Raw genomic sequence first — 14,543 nt, 5'->3', positions numbered from 1 at the left:
AACAAAGACATTGCTAGACAAAGACATTGCTAGACAAAGACATTGCTAGACAAAGACATTGCTAGACAAAGACATTGCTAGACAAACCAATATCAATCCTGAAAATTTTCTCATTTTCCCATCAATCCACGTTCACTTTAGCTTTGTATTCTTAAAACAGATTGATAGTTCGTTCATGGAATCTAAGTGCTACTGACTATCTAGCTTTCATTTAGATCATTTCATTCTCTATCTACTCACTGCTCTGATTTTTACTCATTTAGTGATTTTTCTCTAGGAGATCAAGATTATGCTTCGTATTTCTACTTCTAGTTTTCTAACGTCTGGTTTGGCAGTTATTGCATTAACTGCATTTGCGATCGTGCCTGTACAAGCCCAAACTCGAGTTGACTACCAACTTGGTATGCTCAATGTGCCGAGTTCTTCCATGTCTAACGGCCAACTGAATCCAGCAGATGTTGCTTCTTTGGCCTATCAAGGTTTACTGAAAGATCAGGGCATTCCGAGCTATGCAGCACTGTCGAATGCGTATTCAGGCGGATCTCTGACCGCAAAAGATGTGATCAATGCTGCGATCGCAGCGCAACGAATTTCTAGTTCTGCCTTACAAGATTCAGCCTTTGTGAGTGCTGTTGATTCGCAATTGGGACATCTGCTACCGAATTAAGTTCACGGGTAATGGTTCCGTCTAGTGATCGACCTAGTCGCTGCTAAAACTTAACGCTGCCTGCTGGGCAATTAAAAGCTTCTACGGATTCGATCGGAAATCCTGCAATGTAGGGTGGCTGATTGCTAGGCTGGCTGGTTTCACAAAACACACTATCACTTTGGCCCTGGGCATTGATAAAGGTCGTTCCGGCGTAACTTTTCAAGCCTGGGGCATTGCCTTGGGCGACAAAGGTGACCTTACGGCCATCGACGGAAATGGATGCGACTCCGATGGAATGACTCTCCGATCGAAACCGCGATCGAATTCCATACTTCTGCATTTTGGGATTTTCGATATATCGTCCAGAGGTTGTCATTTCTGATTCAACTAACTGGCCAATCCGAATCATCAAGTTCCGTCCTGTGTAGTCCCGTTGGGATTGTGCATCGACTCCCGGTAGTACAATTCTGATGTAGGTGGGTAGGGTTTTGACTTGGGGGACTTTTTGCAAAACTAATGCGTTGACTTCCCCGGAGGTTTTTATCTGATCGCCCAAGGTGCCAATGAGTTGATTGCCATCGGGAGTGAGCGTAAAGAGAATGTTGAGGTTTTGACTGCTGGAAACCGGGTTTTTGAACTGCATCTTCAGTTCCATGGGAATTTTGGAGGTATCCACGCTGTAGGGCACTACATATCCCAGGGGGCGGTTGGTGTTTCCAGGGTCCGATCGAATCCAAATCGCCTTCTGGTCTGGCTGGAAAAAGATTTCTCCAGTCTCCCGCTCGATTGACGATTCTATCCGCCACAAACCAATTAATTTTTTATCCACTTGCATAAACATTTGGCAGCCTTTCATGGCTAACCCTGCCACGCCAAACAACCCCAAAATACGGGAGATGACCTTAGGATTGCGCAATAGGATCGGCAAACTGGCCAGAAGTGCAAAGCCGACCTGGGCAAAATATTGCTGAAACCCAGGGGAAGACTGCGGTTTGGGCTTGGGTTGAGGACGTGGGTTCATGGCGCTAGATGACGATCGCCCTGACAGGATAAATTTGCACGGATACAGTTTTAGTTTGCCCCAACTTGCAGAATTGTAAACGAGGGGCACTGCGATCGCTAGCTGACAAGGGATGTGGGTGATCGTTGCGGGGGAAGGGCAATTTGAAGGAACCCGTGGGTTAAATTTTGACCGAGCCGGGGGGACATTGAAAGTCTTCTTTCTTCGTAATGGTTGGCATGGCAGGGGCAATCTGGGAAGCGCGATAGCTTTGGCAAATCCCGGCGAGCCAGCGAGGTTCTTGATTGACTTGAATGGCAAAAATTCCGGCGGTGAAACTCTTGAGGCCCGATCGTTTGGCTGTTGCAGTGATGCGCCATTGCTGGCGATGGTATTGCGAAGGTTGGATCTGGTAGCGATAACTGGGCGTTTCTGCGGGTAATTGCAATGCCGACATTTCCAAGGCGACCTTTTCCGGTTGCAACACCTTTTCCGGCTGCAATAGATGGAACAGTGCCTCGATCGTCAGTTTGCGTAAATGGGCCACTCCTTCCAAATCTGGGGCGATCGGGGCGATCGCAGCGCCATCCCCGACAACTTGAGTCAATTCAACTTTAGTAAATTGATGGGCCTGGGCACCCAACTGGCGCGGGCGAGTGGGTGCTAACTGCCAACGCAGGCTGGGGGCACTGGATAAGGACGCGGGGGGTTGGAGTTCTGCAAGGCCCAAAAGCCCAGGCTTGGCGGTTTCTGGTTTAGAGACATCGAGCTGAATGGGCGTCGTGGTTTCATCGACCCTGTAATTGAGCACCGTGCCCGTGAACTGGCCTTGCACTGCGCTCACCATGGATAATTTGCCCGCAGGCTGGAAATCGAGCCAGATGTCCGCAGCGGTGCCCTGGGGCCGACCTTGCCAACGACCGAGCAGTTGCTGGGTAAAGGATGTGCTGGTGGTGGGAGGGGAGGGGGTGGAGGAGGGGAGGGGTGGAGGGGGTTGGAGGGTGGGTTTGACGGCTTGGACGGGTTGCACTACGGGGATGCTGATGCCTGCACCCAGGATGAGCCAAAGTGGGAGCGATCGCCCCCAACTCCGGGTAATGTCCCAACCGTTAAAGCTCATCACACCACTTTTCCCACATCCAACAAATTTCTTTATAGAATACACGGCAGTTGCGAGGTTGCGTTATCAATGTCCAGTAGACGCAGATTCCCCAGTCCATTGCCCGATCGCCCATTGCCCGATGGCGCAGTCTCCGATCGTTCAGTGGCTTGTCCTCCGTCGCCCCCTTCTGTCTTTTCCCAGCGTTTAGGGGCGATTCTGGATAATGAGACGATCGCGGCGGCTTTATTTTTGGCTCCGGCGCTGCTGCTGTTGGGGGTGTTTGTGTTGTATCCGATCGGGTATTTGGTGTATCTCAGTTTTACCCAGGGGAGTTTTACGCGGGCAGGGGTGTATGGGGTGGGTGGGCGTAACTATCTGCGATTACTGGCCAGTTCGGATTTTTGGCAAGTGCTGGGCAATACGCTGTATTTTACGGGGGCGACAGTGATTCCTAGTGTGGGGTTGCCGTTGGGATTGGCGGTCTGGCTCGATCGATCGCCGTTGCAGGGGGTGTTACGCACGGCTTATTTTATTCCGTCGATTACGTCGATCGTGGCGGCGGGGTTGGGGTTTCGGTGGCTGTTTCAGACGGATGGCCCGATCAATGGGCTGCTGGGTTTCCTGGGGATTGCCCCGATCGGCTGGCTGGCGAGTCCGACTTGGGCCATGCCTGTGCTGATTTTGGTCAGTATTTGGAAGCAGCTGGGCTTCAATATGGTGGTTTTTCTAGCAGGGCTGCAAACCATTCCCAGCAGTCGCTATGAGGCAGCGGAGCTAGATGGGGCCAATGATTGGCAGCAGTTTTGGCATATCACATTACCGGGGTTAAGACCCACGTTTGTGTTTACGACAATCACAACTGCGATTTTTACCCTGCGTAGTTTTGAACAGGTTTATGTGATGACGGGGGGCGGGCCAGTCAATTCTACGAATGTGCTGGTGTATTACATCTACGAACAGGCGTTTGCGCAATTTGATTTTGGGTTGGCTGCGGCTGCTTCGACATTGCTGTTAGCGATCGCGCTGATCTTGGTATATCTCCAACTACGCTTCAACCAAAATACAGATTAAGACCAAATTGATTGATTAATGCTACAGATCCGATGTCCCTAGTCCCTGTCCTACGCACCGTTGCGCTAGAACTAAGGAACAGAACGTCTGACTTCAGGGCATGTTTAAACCGTCCACGATCGTAGCCAAGCCTTTGACTAACCGCCCGATCCCTTCCGCCGCCGTTTCTGGAGCCAACGCCCCATAGGCAACCCGCAAATAACAACCCTCTGTCATCCCAAAGGTATTCCCCGGAATCGCCGCCACCCCAAACTCCTGCACCAACCGTTCTACGATCGCCATCCCATCCAAATCTGTCGCCAACCGCAGGAAAAAGTAAAACGCCCCCTCCGCAGTCGGTACCGTGCAAAAGTAGGCAATTTTCGCCAATTCATTCAGCACAATTTCCCGCGTTTGCTGAATCGCCTGGAACCTTTCCTCACAGTACGATCGGCCCACCTGCAACGCCCCGATCGCCGCATACTGCGACGCCAACGGCGGACAAATCAAAATCGTATCCTGAATCTTGCGCACCGCTGACAGCAACGCTACGGGAATCACCATATAGCCAATGCGCCAACCCGCAAACCCATAGGCTTTCGATAAACTAAACAACGAAATTGTATGGTCAGTACTGTGCTCTAACGAAGCTGGAGAAACGTGCTCCACACCATAGGTAAAGTAGTCATAGGCTTCATCACTAATGTGGTAAATGCCACTGTCCCGACATAGTTGATTAATTGCCTGTAAAGTGGCGCGGGGATACACCGCCCCCGTCGGATTATTCGGCGAAATCGTCACGATCGCCCGTGTTCGATCGGTCACAGCAGCTCGAATCCAATCCACCTGCGGCTGATAGTTCGCATCCGTCGGCACCAGCACTGCCTGACATCCCGCCATGCCGATCGCCATTTCATGGTTGAAATAATAGGGCGTTAATAGAATAATTTCATCCCCCGGTTGCGTAATCGCCAATAGGGCATTCATAAACGCCATATTGCTCCCCGCTGTCACGACAACGGCTTGGGCATCACTGAGGTAAATGTGATTGTCAACGGCTAATTTTTGCGCGATCGCCGATCGTAGCTGCGGTAATCCCTCCACGGCATTGTAGAGATGCATCGCCGGATTGCCAAACTGCTGCGCCACCTGCTCCAATGCCTCGGGCGGCGGCGGATAGTTCACCACCCCCTGCCCCAGGGAAATGGTTCCCGGATGCTGGCGGATCAGTTCTCCCACGATCGGAATAATCGGGTCTTGAATTTGCGCCATACGAGAAGCACTTGGGACAAATTGGGGCAGGGTACGATCGGTAATACGATCGGTAATGCGATCGGCAGATTGCGACAACCAGTCCGGCATAGATCACCTACGTCCAAAAACATCAGCAGCAATCACCAGAATACTCCCACCCCTACGCTAGAGTCATGCAAAAGCATAACAGTGGCTGTCAGTAACCTCGCATGCAGCCCCAGTGACTTCAACAGTCGGCTTCGGCAGTGGAAGGCAGATGACCGATCGGCTCAGGGGTGTGACGGGCCACGGATAGCGGATCTAAATAAACCCGATCGCTATCTTGTTCCAAAACTTGATTCACCGTTGTCAACACGGTTTGGGCAATCGTTGCAATGTCAGGATCATCAAATCCATACTGGGCCGATCGCTGATGGAGTTTGCGATCGGGAACCGTAGCCCGTCCCGGTAACGTTCGATCGAGAATCAGCCCTTTTAACAGTGCCAACAAACTTCCGTAGCGAGGCAACTCGCAACTGTCAAATGCCTTAAACTCAATTCGTCCCACCTCCGCTGGAATTTGGGCCACCTTCGTTAACGATGGATCAGATAGAATCACATCCTGCGGGCTTGCCACAAATACCAAAGCCGCTGGCCTCGCTCCGGTGCGATAGAACGTGCGAACAGACTGCCCCGACCAGGGTTGACCTTGGTAGATCGATCGACCGTAGCTAAACGGCAAAATATAAGGGCTGTAGTAGGTTAACTTCCGCCCCCAGTCAACCAGATCGGCCATACTCGCACCCACCACCGACAGATTTAAATCCGGCCCGTAGGTCACCATCGGTAAATGCTCTGTGCGATCTTCCGGTGAACTGTTCAAACGCTGTTGTTCATACCCATTCAGCGGTGGATCGGGAATAAACTGCGTTTGGTTAGGATTGAAGCTTGTCAAAGTCGGCGTAAAGTCAAACTCCTGAGCCACCCGTTGCAGATGCTGGAAACTTGTGGTTAATTCCGCGATCGTATCCGCGATCGAAGCATGAATCGTGGTGCGAATTTCAATACCCTTGGGGACACAGTTCACTAAATTGCCCAACGGATCAAATCGTTCAATTCCCTCAATGTACCAGCGTTTACGGCGAATTCCGGCATCTCCCATCCGTAACTGTTCAGCATCCGCTTGATATTCCGGAAGTTGTTCCACGATTTTTGCAAACTCGCCGTAGGTTGTATTGGTAAAGTCAGCAAATTCCCCATTCGATCGAACGAAAGCAACTTCATGTTCAATCCCAAATTGAAACTGCATAGATGCACACCTAAATAACAGAAAAATCAACTGAAACGTACACTAAAGCGAATGATTTCCAACTTTCCCCATAGATACAAAAGTATCGGACTGGAAGTGAAGTTTTTCTAATTTATATTTGGGATAAAAGGAAGCTTGAACCGCATGGCAGGATGGTTTGAGGTCAAGACTACGATCGGGATCCGCCACCAATTGCCCATAGCAATGGTGCAGGCTACCCGCTTCCAAATATTGCAGAACCACCTTCAAACTTTGCTGGTCTGGTTGGTGCTCCAAAATATGGTGGGCGATCGCAACCCCAGCCCAATCCCAACCCAGTTGCATCCAAAGGCTTCGTTCCATCACCTGTAACTCCGGTGGCAAAATCCCCCAGCCTCGATAGATTTGAGACAGCAGTTGAATATGGCCCGATCGGGTCAAAATCGATTTCAGGGAAAAGGGATCAAGACGAGCATAGTAACGACCATCCGGAAATGTAATCGCCGTCGGTGCGAACCGATGTCCCCCAAAATGGCTACTGCGCCAAACTTGGATAGTTCGATCGGATTCAGCTAGAGAACTGACTACTTTACACGCTTGGGCATAAAAAGGATTGCCATAGCGAGCACAGCATTGGTCATGGCTACCATGGGTACAAATTAGCAAATCCTCCACCCGATCGCGCGTTCTGGTAGGCGCTGGCGGCTGGCAGAAAAACTGCTGGATCACCTGCGCCGCTTGCTCCAGACCTTGGACAGAAAATTCATAGCGATCGTAGCCATTACAAAACGCCCCAGCCTTTTGGTGGTAAATTAAGACCGTTTGGCATCCCGTTGTCTGGGTTGTGTTGCGATGAATGAGTAGAAATTTAACGGTTTTAAAATAATGTCGTTGAATTGATAGTTGATGATTCGGTTGCCCAGAAAATTGATTCTCCCGTTGGGAGATCGATTGCTTCATGGGATTCTGAGATTGAATATCCTGCATGACCCGACGCAATGCTTCTGGTATCGCCCGACTGTCGATCGCACTGGCAGCCCAAGGTTGCGGACATTCCACTAAAACATAGGTCTGCACCGGAGAGGCTGTCCCGATCGGGTCTTCCTGGGCACACCGCGACGCCTCTGCGCAAAAGAACTTTTCCATCACTCAACTCCAATACCGTACTTTTTTCTCAGTCATCCATTTCTGACAATTCATGACCCCGCTGAGGCCATCACAGAAAAACAGGGAACATACAGCTCGCCTCTGCCCAAATCGCTCATTGATTTGACCCGGCTAGTTGACCAAGCCGTTTTCACCCGATCGGATTCACTGGATCGGATTCACCGGATTAGAGCCACGAATACCCCCAATGGTTGGGATATCATGACTAAATTCTAACTATAAGTCTATTGATATAGTTTTCTATTTAAAAAAATTACTTCTTACTCCCATAACTCCTCTTAGACTAGTGTAAGGGAGTTTTCTTAAAAAGTTATCAGTATTCTTTCTCAATAGTGTGTATCTTTTAGTCTATATATTTCCTCGGCGTAAAAATAGGATCCTTCTACTGACCCATCCACTCCTGGGATCGACGGCAAATACTAACCGATCGTGCAATTCGTCTCAACGTCTTGTAGTATATGTAACATGTTACTTCTCCTTGGAGTCCCTATGAACCTCTGGGATCAGGCCAGTCATGCCCTCAGCTACTTGGAACGGGCAGACACGATTCCCCACCGCAAAGACGGCGAAGCCACTCTGCTGGAACATCTGCCGCCCCACCTCGATCGCGTGCTGGATTTGGGGACGGGTAATGGCCGCCTACTCGCCTTGGTCAAAGCCACCCGATCGGTCAGTACCGCCACTGCCCTCGATTTCTCGCCCACCATGCTGGCGGCGGTGCGCGATCGCTTTGCCGATGATCCGACCGTCACGGTGGTTCAGCATAATTTGGATCAGCCTTTGCCCGACTGTGGTCAGTTTGACGCGATCGTGTCCAGTTTCGCCATTCACCACTTGAGCCACGATCGTAAGCGATCGCTCTATCAGGAAATTTTTAGCCAACTCAAACCGGGTGGCATTTTCTGTAACCTGGAACACGTAGCATCCCCTTCTCAACGGGTACACCATCAATTTTTAGAAAGACTCAATATTTTGCCGGAAAACGATGATCCATCGAATCAGTTATTGGATATGGGAACACAATTGCAATGGCTGCGGGAAATTGGGTTTATCGATGTGGATTGCTATTGGAAATGGTTAGAACTGGCTCTTTTGATTGGCATTAAGCCCGATCGTTAACCCAAGGGAAGACGGAGGGATTCCGCTAGGCCGCAATTCGATCGCTTCCTGTGGGACAAGTCCAGTCCCCCTGATGCCTGAAACTCCCTGATCCTTTAAAATAAATGAAACTCATTTTCTGAACCAGAAAGAACTATGACCATTCTTCCTACGCTCCAGAGTGCATTTGAACAAAAGCGTGCGCTGAAAGTAATCAGTGGCCTGCAAAACTTCGATCGGGCCAATGTGGCAGCGGTGGTGAAGGCGGCAGAACTGGGCGGCGCAACCTTTGTGGACATTGCAGCCGATGCTGACCTGATCCGCATGGTCAAGGAACTCACCCACCTGCCGGTGTGCGTCTCTGCGGTGGAGCCGGAACAGTTTGTAATGGCCGTGGCGGCTGGCGCTGACCTGATCGAAATTGGGAACTTTGATAGCTTCTATGCCCAAGGTCGCGTGTTTGGTGCAGCGGAAGTGCTGGCGCTGACGCAACAAACCCGCGCGTTGTTGCCGACCGTAACCCTTTCCGTCACCGTGCCCCACGTGCTGCCCTTGGATGAGCAAGTGGCGTTGGCAGAGGCGTTGGTGGAAGCGGGTGCAGACATCATCCAAACCGAAGGCGGCACCAGTGCAGCCCCCCACAGCGCTGGCGTGTTGGGCTTGATCGAAAAAGCGGCTCCTACGTTGGCAGCGGCCTACGAAATTTCCAATGCGGTCAACGTGCCTGTGCTCTGTGCATCGGGGATTTCTAGCGTGACGGCTCCCATGGCTGTGGCGGCGGGCGCAGCGGGTGTGGGCGTGGGTTCTGCCATCAACCAACTCAACAGCGAAATCGCTATGGTTGCGGCTGTACGCAGCTTGGTGGAAGCGTTGGATGCTGCAAAGGTTGCGGTGTAGTTTCTAGCGATCGATCGGCGGGTTTAAACCAGTCTTGTTAAACCTGTTTGTTCATGGATGCGCTAAATTTGATCCCCCCTGGCCCCCCTACCCTACGGGAAGCAAAACTGCTACAAAAGGGGGGAATGTCACAGGGGGGATTTGAATAGAGTAGGTTCAGTTAAAGTGAGTTTTACAAACAAAATTGCCCCTCACAAATCCCCTGTACTGGGACGCAGAATTCACTTTTGGGGGGTGTCGGGGGAGTAGAGTCCCCTGAAATTGCAGGGGCGCGGGGAGAAGTTCCCCGATCTTTGCTGCACAGCAGCCCCGACGATCAAGGCACACCACGAATTCATCCAACTTAAGTTCAGTTAACGGAAGTTGTTGAATTGCAGGGCGACGGGGAATTCTTCCTGCTTCATGCGTTGGATGACGGCTTGTAGCTCATCCTTGGACTTGGCAGAGACCCGCACCGCATCCCCTTGGATGGAGCCTTGAACTTTTTTAAACTCATCCCGGATCAGTTTGGTAATCTGCTTACCGATTTCTTGGCTGATGCCTTTTTTCAGGGTGATTTCCTGGCGAATTCGGTTACCGCTGGCAGTTTCGATTTTGCCGTAGTCGAAGATTTTCAGTGAGAGTTCCCGCTTCGATGCCTTTTGCGCCAGGATATCCGTGACCGCTTGCAGGGTCATTTCGCTGGCAGTGTTGATGACGATCGCTTTTTCGCCCAGTTCCAGCGTAGTGTTGGTATCCTTCAGGTCGTAGCGACTGTTCACTTCACGGGTAACTTGATCGACGGTATTGACTAATTCCTGCCGATCGAAATCGCTCACGATATCAAATGAATAGGTTCCAGCCATAGGTCTAATCGTTACCTTAATCTTTGCAAATGGGACGTGCTTGTCCTGGAATCAACTGGATTGAGTCACCAGTCTGGTACACAAATGATGACCCAAACTGAGGTTACTTCGATAAGCTCTGAAGAATACTTAAATACATCAGGCTATAGCTAGCCAAAGACCCGACCCCAAACATTAACGATCGTAGGGGTGGGATGTTGAAAATATAGAACACGGGAAATAGGGTGCGCGCGCTCAAATGCAGCACCACGGCCCAACGAGCACTGTCGGAGTCCACCCCAGCCACACAGGCCATCAATGCCGCTGCCGTGAAAATGGCGAAGGCTTCCCAGGCATTTTGGTGCGCCCAGGTGGCCCGTTTGCCCCAGTCCGGTAGCTGGTCAAACATGGCGCGGGGAGCCGAGGTGTCGTAGCCCCCTTTAGCCCTTGCATAGCCCACTGCCATGAAGGGCAAATACACTAAAAAGGCTGCTGTGGCGATCGCCCCTAGCAGCACCGTTTGTATCGGTAATTGAGAAAGAAACATGATCTTGCCTAGTGTTGCCTAGTGTTGCCTAGCCTTGTCAGACAAGGATTATGCCATCAAAAAACCACTCTAATCCAACAATCCCCAAGCCGCACAATTAAGTAACGCAGTCAGAATCGTTCTGCCTGAGTAAATCAGCGACTGAATAAATTAGCGACTGAATAAATTAGCGATCGTGGATCGTTAACGGGTTTCGCCAGAATTTTTTAGTCAAAATAAAAGATTGTGACGACCTTGCGTTGTTCTTCGGCTTCCTTGCAGGTTTGCAGCAGGGTGCGGCTGTCATGGAAGGCAAAACAAATCAACTGCTGGCACCGCGAGATAATCTCTTGGTTACACAGGGCGCTGGCTTCACCCAAGGACAAATCGTTGTTTTCGGGATGTTCCACCAAGTTCATAACACTCTCAAGCTGCTCGCGGGATTCCGTGGGCTGGCGATCGAGGCTCTGGGGCAAAATCACGGTCAATAGAGATGGATCAGCTCGGAGTGCGCCCCGGATTGCGGCGAAGTTGGTGCCCGTTGACCCCGAAGTGATGACTCGGTTCCCTTCAGACACCAGTGCAAAGGTCATGAGTTCAATCAGCTTTTGATGCGTAATTGGTACATGACGCGACCCCAACATAGCAACCCGTTTCGAGCCTGTCTGCTGAATGGTTGCTAGCTCTTGTAAAAATTCGTCTACCTTAGGTAGATCAATCGACTGGCTCAACGTTCGATTTATCTAAAACGACATTCGGCATTGTACCAGACCTATCTAGGTTAGGCACTATGGTTAGGCATGATTGCTTATCGAGAGGGGCGATCGGAAGTGCAGGGGCAAGGTCATGGACAGGACTTGGGACGGATCTGGGCGGATCAAAGTTTTCTGCTAGGGTAGCAATGGCGAGCCTGGGTTTCCCTGTTGGTGGGGAGATGCGTTAGCCACGGTGTCCTAATTGTTTCCGATCGAGTCCTATGGTGCTGAACGCTGGAGCAAGTCAAGCTGGAGCAAGTCAAGCTGGATTAAAGGCTTGGTCACAGGCGGTGCTGCATACGGCCCAGGGATTTGGGTCGCAGGGGTTGCCGCTGCTGGCGGGGCAGGTGCCGCCGGGATTGCGGGGGACGTTGTATCGCAATGGGCCGGGGCGGCTGGAGCGGGGCGAGGGTCTTCGATCGACCGGAGGTCATCGACGGGTGGGCCATTGGTTTGATGGGGATGGGGCGATCCTGGCGGTGCAGTTTGCGGCGGCGGGGGTGACGGCGACCTATCGCTATGTAGAAACGGCGGGCTATTTGGCGGAGGAAGAGGCGGGCAGGTTCCTCTATGGCGGGTATGGCAGCCACGGGGCGGACAGTTGGGTGCAGCGTTGGCGATCGCTGAAGAATGCGGCGAATACATCGGTGTTGGCGCTGGACGATCGGCTGTTGGCGCTGTGGGAGGGGGGCTTGCCCCATGGGTTGGATTTGCAGACGTTGGAGACACGGGGGCTGGATCCGTTGGGCGGGTTGCCTGCGCAGACGAGTTATTCGGCACACCCGAAACGGGATGGACGGACGGGGGAGATTTTTAATTTTGGGGTGGCCTTTGGACGGGAGACGGTTTTGTATCTTTACCGCAGCGATAGATCGGGCCAGGTGCGGCAGCGGGGGCAGGTGAAGTTATCGGGAATTCCGTTAATCCATGATTTTGTTCTAGCAGGGCGTTATTTGATTTTTTGCATTCCGCCAGTGCAGTTGAATTTGCCGCCAGTGTTGCTGAAGCTGAAGACGTTTTCGGAGGGGATGCAGTGGCAGCCGCAGCGGGGGACGGAAATTCTGGTCTGCGATCGCGAGTCGTTGAGTTTGGTGGCGCGCTGGGCGGTGGAGCCTTGGTTCCAGTGGCATTTTGGCAATGGGGCGGAGTTGGCGGATGGGACGGTGATGTTGGATGTGGTGCGCTATGAAGATTTTGCGACGAATGAGTTTCTGCGGGAGGTGGCGACGGGGCGGGTGCAAACGGTGGCGGGGGCGCGGTTGTGGCGGTTGCGGTTGGATGTGGCCCGATCGCGGGTGTTAGAGGCGTTTCCGCTGGTCGATCGGCAGTGTGAGTTTCCGGTGGTGGCTCCGCAATGCGTGGGGCAGCCCTGGGGGGAAACGTTTGTGAATACGCATCGATCGGGGGTGGACGAGACGATGGGTGAGTTGTTTGGGGCGATCGCGCGGGTTGGGGAGACGGGGGAGCTAACGATCGCGGATTGTGGGGCGAATTGCTATCCGACGGAGCCGATCTATGCGCCGGATTTGGAAGAGCCGGGGCGGGGTTGGATTTTGACGGTGGTGTTTGATGGCGATCGGGGCTGTAGTGAGGTGCGGGTGTACGGGGCCGATGGGTTGGCGGAGGGGCCGGTCTGTCGGTTGGGGTTGCCGGAGGTGATTCCGCCGAGTTTCCATGGGACTTGGCAGGGTGCTTGAGGGGTTGATATCGAATTGATTGGTTAATGCGAGGGATTTGATCCCCCCTAACCCCCCTTGATAAAGGGGGAACCGGAAATAGCGAGGAAATTGATGGAATTGTGGTGAAATCTGATAATTCTTTCAAATTCCCCCTTTTAAAGGGGGATTTAGGGGGATCGTTCCGTGTCGCAATCACGAGTTGATTGGATATGTATTCACGATCGGGTTTTTAATGTTGCCGATCGCCATTGTTGCGAAGTGTCTCAGTACGGTTGACAGGTTTGTTGGTTTCTTAGTACTGTTGCTTCTCATAGCTGAATACAACCGTGTTTTGAAGTTGTTTTGAAGTCCCGATTGGAAATCAGCTTGTTTCCCGAAAATTAAGGCGCTACCCAGCGTTGATTGGACCCAACAAAGGGTAGCTAAACCCCCAAGCTGAGCTGACCAGCAAGGCGGTCTGACACGGATTGTAACATTCGATCGGGCCACCCTACTTGTCCTGCGCAAAAGGGTGGTCTTAATTTTTGGGGTTTCTTCCCATCTCTACAATCAGGAGAAATCCCATGTTTATTAGTTTTGGTGATTCCGATCGTGTAACCGATGCGGAGCGCAGGCCGTTTCGCTTTTATTTATTTGGCACTCGTGAGGAAGTGCAATCCGCGATTAATCAGTTACATGTTTTGCGATTTTCCGACAGAGTGCGTTGGAGTCCACCGATGCCTGTGCCGGGTTCAGATTGGCAATACGTGAGTCTAATGGAGCGCGATCGGGCTTTGGAGTAGGTGCAGCGATCGGTTTTCCCGAGGAGTGACAGATCCCCCTACCCTGCGGGAAGCAGAGCTACACAAGAAGGCTTTACAAGAAGGCTTTGAAGATGTTCTTTCTTGTTCCCCCTTTTATGAAGGGAGGTAAGGGGTTTTAAGGGGGGTAGGGGGATTTCCGATCTCAACGACTACTACACCCCTTCCAAACCATATAAATCGACAACACCACCAGCAATCCTCGAAACATTCGATCGACCATTTTCGATGACAACCGATTCAGCCATCGCGTCCCCAACTGCGCCCCCAACATCCCCCCCAACGCGATCGCAATCCCCGGCTGCCACAACACATTCCCATTCAGCGTATGACTCACCAACCCACTCATTGCAATCAACACGATCGCGCCTAAACTGGTGCGTACCGCTGACTTAATCGGCTCCCCCAAAAACAACATCTGCAACGGTACCATAATCGCACCGCCACCCACCCCAAACAACCCCGACAAAAACCC

The 14,543-nt window shown here is 51.8% G+C and carries 15 protein-coding genes; 6 read left to right on the top strand and 9 right to left on the bottom strand.

The features are described from left to right. The first annotated feature begins 289 nt into the window (after window positions 1-289). Complete coding sequence (locus ACN4EG_RS22475) at window positions 290-667, top strand: hypothetical protein (RefSeq protein WP_431632434.1); 378 nt, start codon at window positions 290-292, stop codon at window positions 665-667. Window positions 668-710: 43 nt separating this feature from the next. On the opposite strand, the gene ACN4EG_RS22470 is transcribed toward ACN4EG_RS22475, so the two are convergent. Together ACN4EG_RS22470 and ACN4EG_RS22465 are read right to left on the bottom strand one after the other, a co-directional pair. After that, window positions 711-1,670, bottom strand: a complete 960-nt coding sequence (locus tag ACN4EG_RS22470) for a hypothetical protein (protein WP_431632432.1) — start codon at window positions 1,668-1,670, stop codon at window positions 711-713. 160 nt (window positions 1,671-1,830) lie between these two features. Next, entirely contained in the window at window positions 1,831-2,769 is a 939-nt protein-coding gene (locus ACN4EG_RS22465) for a type IV pilin-like G/H family protein (protein ID WP_431632446.1), read from the bottom strand. Between the two features lie 69 nt (window positions 2,770-2,838). Between ACN4EG_RS22465 and ACN4EG_RS22460 the strand changes: the two genes are divergently transcribed. Continuing rightward, window positions 2,839-3,822, top strand: coding sequence for a carbohydrate ABC transporter permease (locus ACN4EG_RS22460; protein ID WP_431632431.1), 984 nt, complete (start codon window positions 2,839-2,841; stop codon window positions 3,820-3,822). Window positions 3,823-3,915: 93 nt separating this feature from the next. Here ACN4EG_RS22460 and ACN4EG_RS22455 read toward each other — a convergent pair whose 3' ends face one another. From ACN4EG_RS22455 to ACN4EG_RS22445, 3 genes are all read right to left on the bottom strand, one after another. Continuing rightward, window positions 3,916-5,163: a pyridoxal phosphate-dependent aminotransferase gene (locus tag ACN4EG_RS22455; protein ID WP_431632430.1), complete on the bottom strand. Its 1,248-nt coding sequence runs from the start codon at window positions 5,161-5,163 to the stop codon at window positions 3,916-3,918. A 118-nt stretch (window positions 5,164-5,281) separates the two neighbouring features. Then, window positions 5,282-6,343, bottom strand: a complete 1,062-nt coding sequence (locus tag ACN4EG_RS22450; protein WP_431632429.1) for a glutamate--cysteine ligase — start codon at window positions 6,341-6,343, stop codon at window positions 5,282-5,284. Between the two features lie 42 nt (window positions 6,344-6,385). Continuing rightward, complete coding sequence (locus tag ACN4EG_RS22445; RefSeq protein WP_431632428.1) at window positions 6,386-7,468, bottom strand: sucrase ferredoxin; 1,083 nt, start codon at window positions 7,466-7,468, stop codon at window positions 6,386-6,388. Window positions 7,469-7,978: 510 nt separating this feature from the next. Here ACN4EG_RS22445 and ACN4EG_RS22440 point away from each other — a divergent pair. Together ACN4EG_RS22440 and ACN4EG_RS22435 are read left to right on the top strand one after the other, a co-directional pair. After that, the gene (locus ACN4EG_RS22440; RefSeq protein ID WP_431632427.1) at window positions 7,979-8,608 is read left to right on the top strand and encodes a class I SAM-dependent methyltransferase; all 630 of its coding nucleotides are present in this window, start codon (window positions 7,979-7,981) and stop codon (window positions 8,606-8,608) included. Between the two features lie 135 nt (window positions 8,609-8,743). Beyond that, on the top strand, window positions 8,744-9,484 hold the full coding sequence (locus ACN4EG_RS22435) for a DUF561 domain-containing protein (RefSeq protein WP_431632426.1): 741 nt from the start codon (window positions 8,744-8,746) through the stop codon (window positions 9,482-9,484). A gap of 353 nt (window positions 9,485-9,837) precedes the next feature. On the opposite strand, the gene ACN4EG_RS22430 is transcribed toward ACN4EG_RS22435, so the two are convergent. The 3 genes from ACN4EG_RS22430 to ACN4EG_RS22420 form a co-directional block, all read right to left on the bottom strand. Continuing rightward, entirely contained in the window at window positions 9,838-10,329 is a 492-nt protein-coding gene (locus tag ACN4EG_RS22430; RefSeq protein ID WP_431632425.1) for a YajQ family cyclic di-GMP-binding protein, read from the bottom strand. A gap of 103 nt (window positions 10,330-10,432) precedes the next feature. Next, on the bottom strand, window positions 10,433-10,855 hold the full coding sequence (locus ACN4EG_RS22425; RefSeq protein WP_431632424.1) for an MAPEG family protein: 423 nt from the start codon (window positions 10,853-10,855) through the stop codon (window positions 10,433-10,435). A 206-nt stretch (window positions 10,856-11,061) separates the two neighbouring features. Further along, on the bottom strand, window positions 11,062-11,565 hold the full coding sequence (locus tag ACN4EG_RS22420) for a DNA recombination-mediator protein A (protein ID WP_190574544.1): 504 nt from the start codon (window positions 11,563-11,565) through the stop codon (window positions 11,062-11,064). Between the two features lie 245 nt (window positions 11,566-11,810). On the opposite strand from ACN4EG_RS22420, the gene ACN4EG_RS22415 reads away from it, so the two are divergent. Next, complete coding sequence (locus ACN4EG_RS22415) at window positions 11,811-13,286, top strand: carotenoid oxygenase family protein (RefSeq protein ID WP_431632423.1); 1,476 nt, start codon at window positions 11,811-11,813, stop codon at window positions 13,284-13,286. A 545-nt stretch (window positions 13,287-13,831) separates the two neighbouring features. Next, a complete protein-coding gene (locus ACN4EG_RS22410; protein ID WP_431632422.1) occupies window positions 13,832-14,050 on the top strand; it encodes an RNA-binding protein in 219 nt (72 codons plus the stop codon). A 163-nt stretch (window positions 14,051-14,213) separates the two neighbouring features. On the opposite strand, the gene ACN4EG_RS22405 is transcribed toward ACN4EG_RS22410, so the two are convergent. Beyond that, window positions 14,214-14,543: sulfite exporter TauE/SafE family protein (locus ACN4EG_RS22405; RefSeq protein WP_431632421.1), on the bottom strand; the 330-nt coding region annotated here is incomplete at its 5' end.

The organism is Alkalinema pantanalense CENA528 (assembly GCF_050753345.1).
GTDB classification, from domain to species: domain Bacteria; phylum Cyanobacteriota; class Cyanobacteriia; order Leptolyngbyales; family Leptolyngbyaceae; genus Alkalinema; species Alkalinema pantanalense.
Note: the sequence above shows the minus strand (reverse complement) of the source record. Positions and strands in the feature narration are given on the sequence as shown.

Coding starts and splice junctions, on each gene's coding strand:
- ACN4EG_RS22475 (WP_431632434.1), top strand. CDS start 290: ATGCTTCGTATTTCTACTTCTAGTTTTCTAACGTCTGGTTTGGCAGTT.
- ACN4EG_RS22470 (WP_431632432.1), bottom strand. CDS start 1,670: ATGAACCCACGTCCTCAACCCAAGCCCAAACCGCAGTCTTCCCCTGGG.
- ACN4EG_RS22465 (WP_431632446.1), bottom strand. CDS start 2,769: ATGAGCTTTAACGGTTGGGACATTACCCGGAGTTGGGGGCGATCGCTC.
- ACN4EG_RS22460 (WP_431632431.1), top strand. CDS start 2,839: ATGTCCAGTAGACGCAGATTCCCCAGTCCATTGCCCGATCGCCCATTG.
- ACN4EG_RS22455 (WP_431632430.1), bottom strand. CDS start 5,163: ATGCCGGACTGGTTGTCGCAATCTGCCGATCGCATTACCGATCGTATT.
- ACN4EG_RS22450 (WP_431632429.1), bottom strand. CDS start 6,343: ATGCAGTTTCAATTTGGGATTGAACATGAAGTTGCTTTCGTTCGATCG.
- ACN4EG_RS22445 (WP_431632428.1), bottom strand. CDS start 7,468: ATGGAAAAGTTCTTTTGCGCAGAGGCGTCGCGGTGTGCCCAGGAAGAC.
- ACN4EG_RS22440 (WP_431632427.1), top strand. CDS start 7,979: ATGAACCTCTGGGATCAGGCCAGTCATGCCCTCAGCTACTTGGAACGG.
- ACN4EG_RS22435 (WP_431632426.1), top strand. CDS start 8,744: ATGACCATTCTTCCTACGCTCCAGAGTGCATTTGAACAAAAGCGTGCG.
- ACN4EG_RS22430 (WP_431632425.1), bottom strand. CDS start 10,329: ATGGCTGGAACCTATTCATTTGATATCGTGAGCGATTTCGATCGGCAG.
- ACN4EG_RS22425 (WP_431632424.1), bottom strand. CDS start 10,855: ATGTTTCTTTCTCAATTACCGATACAAACGGTGCTGCTAGGGGCGATC.
- ACN4EG_RS22415 (WP_431632423.1), top strand. CDS start 11,811: ATGGTGCTGAACGCTGGAGCAAGTCAAGCTGGAGCAAGTCAAGCTGGA.
- ACN4EG_RS22410 (WP_431632422.1), top strand. CDS start 13,832: ATGTTTATTAGTTTTGGTGATTCCGATCGTGTAACCGATGCGGAGCGC.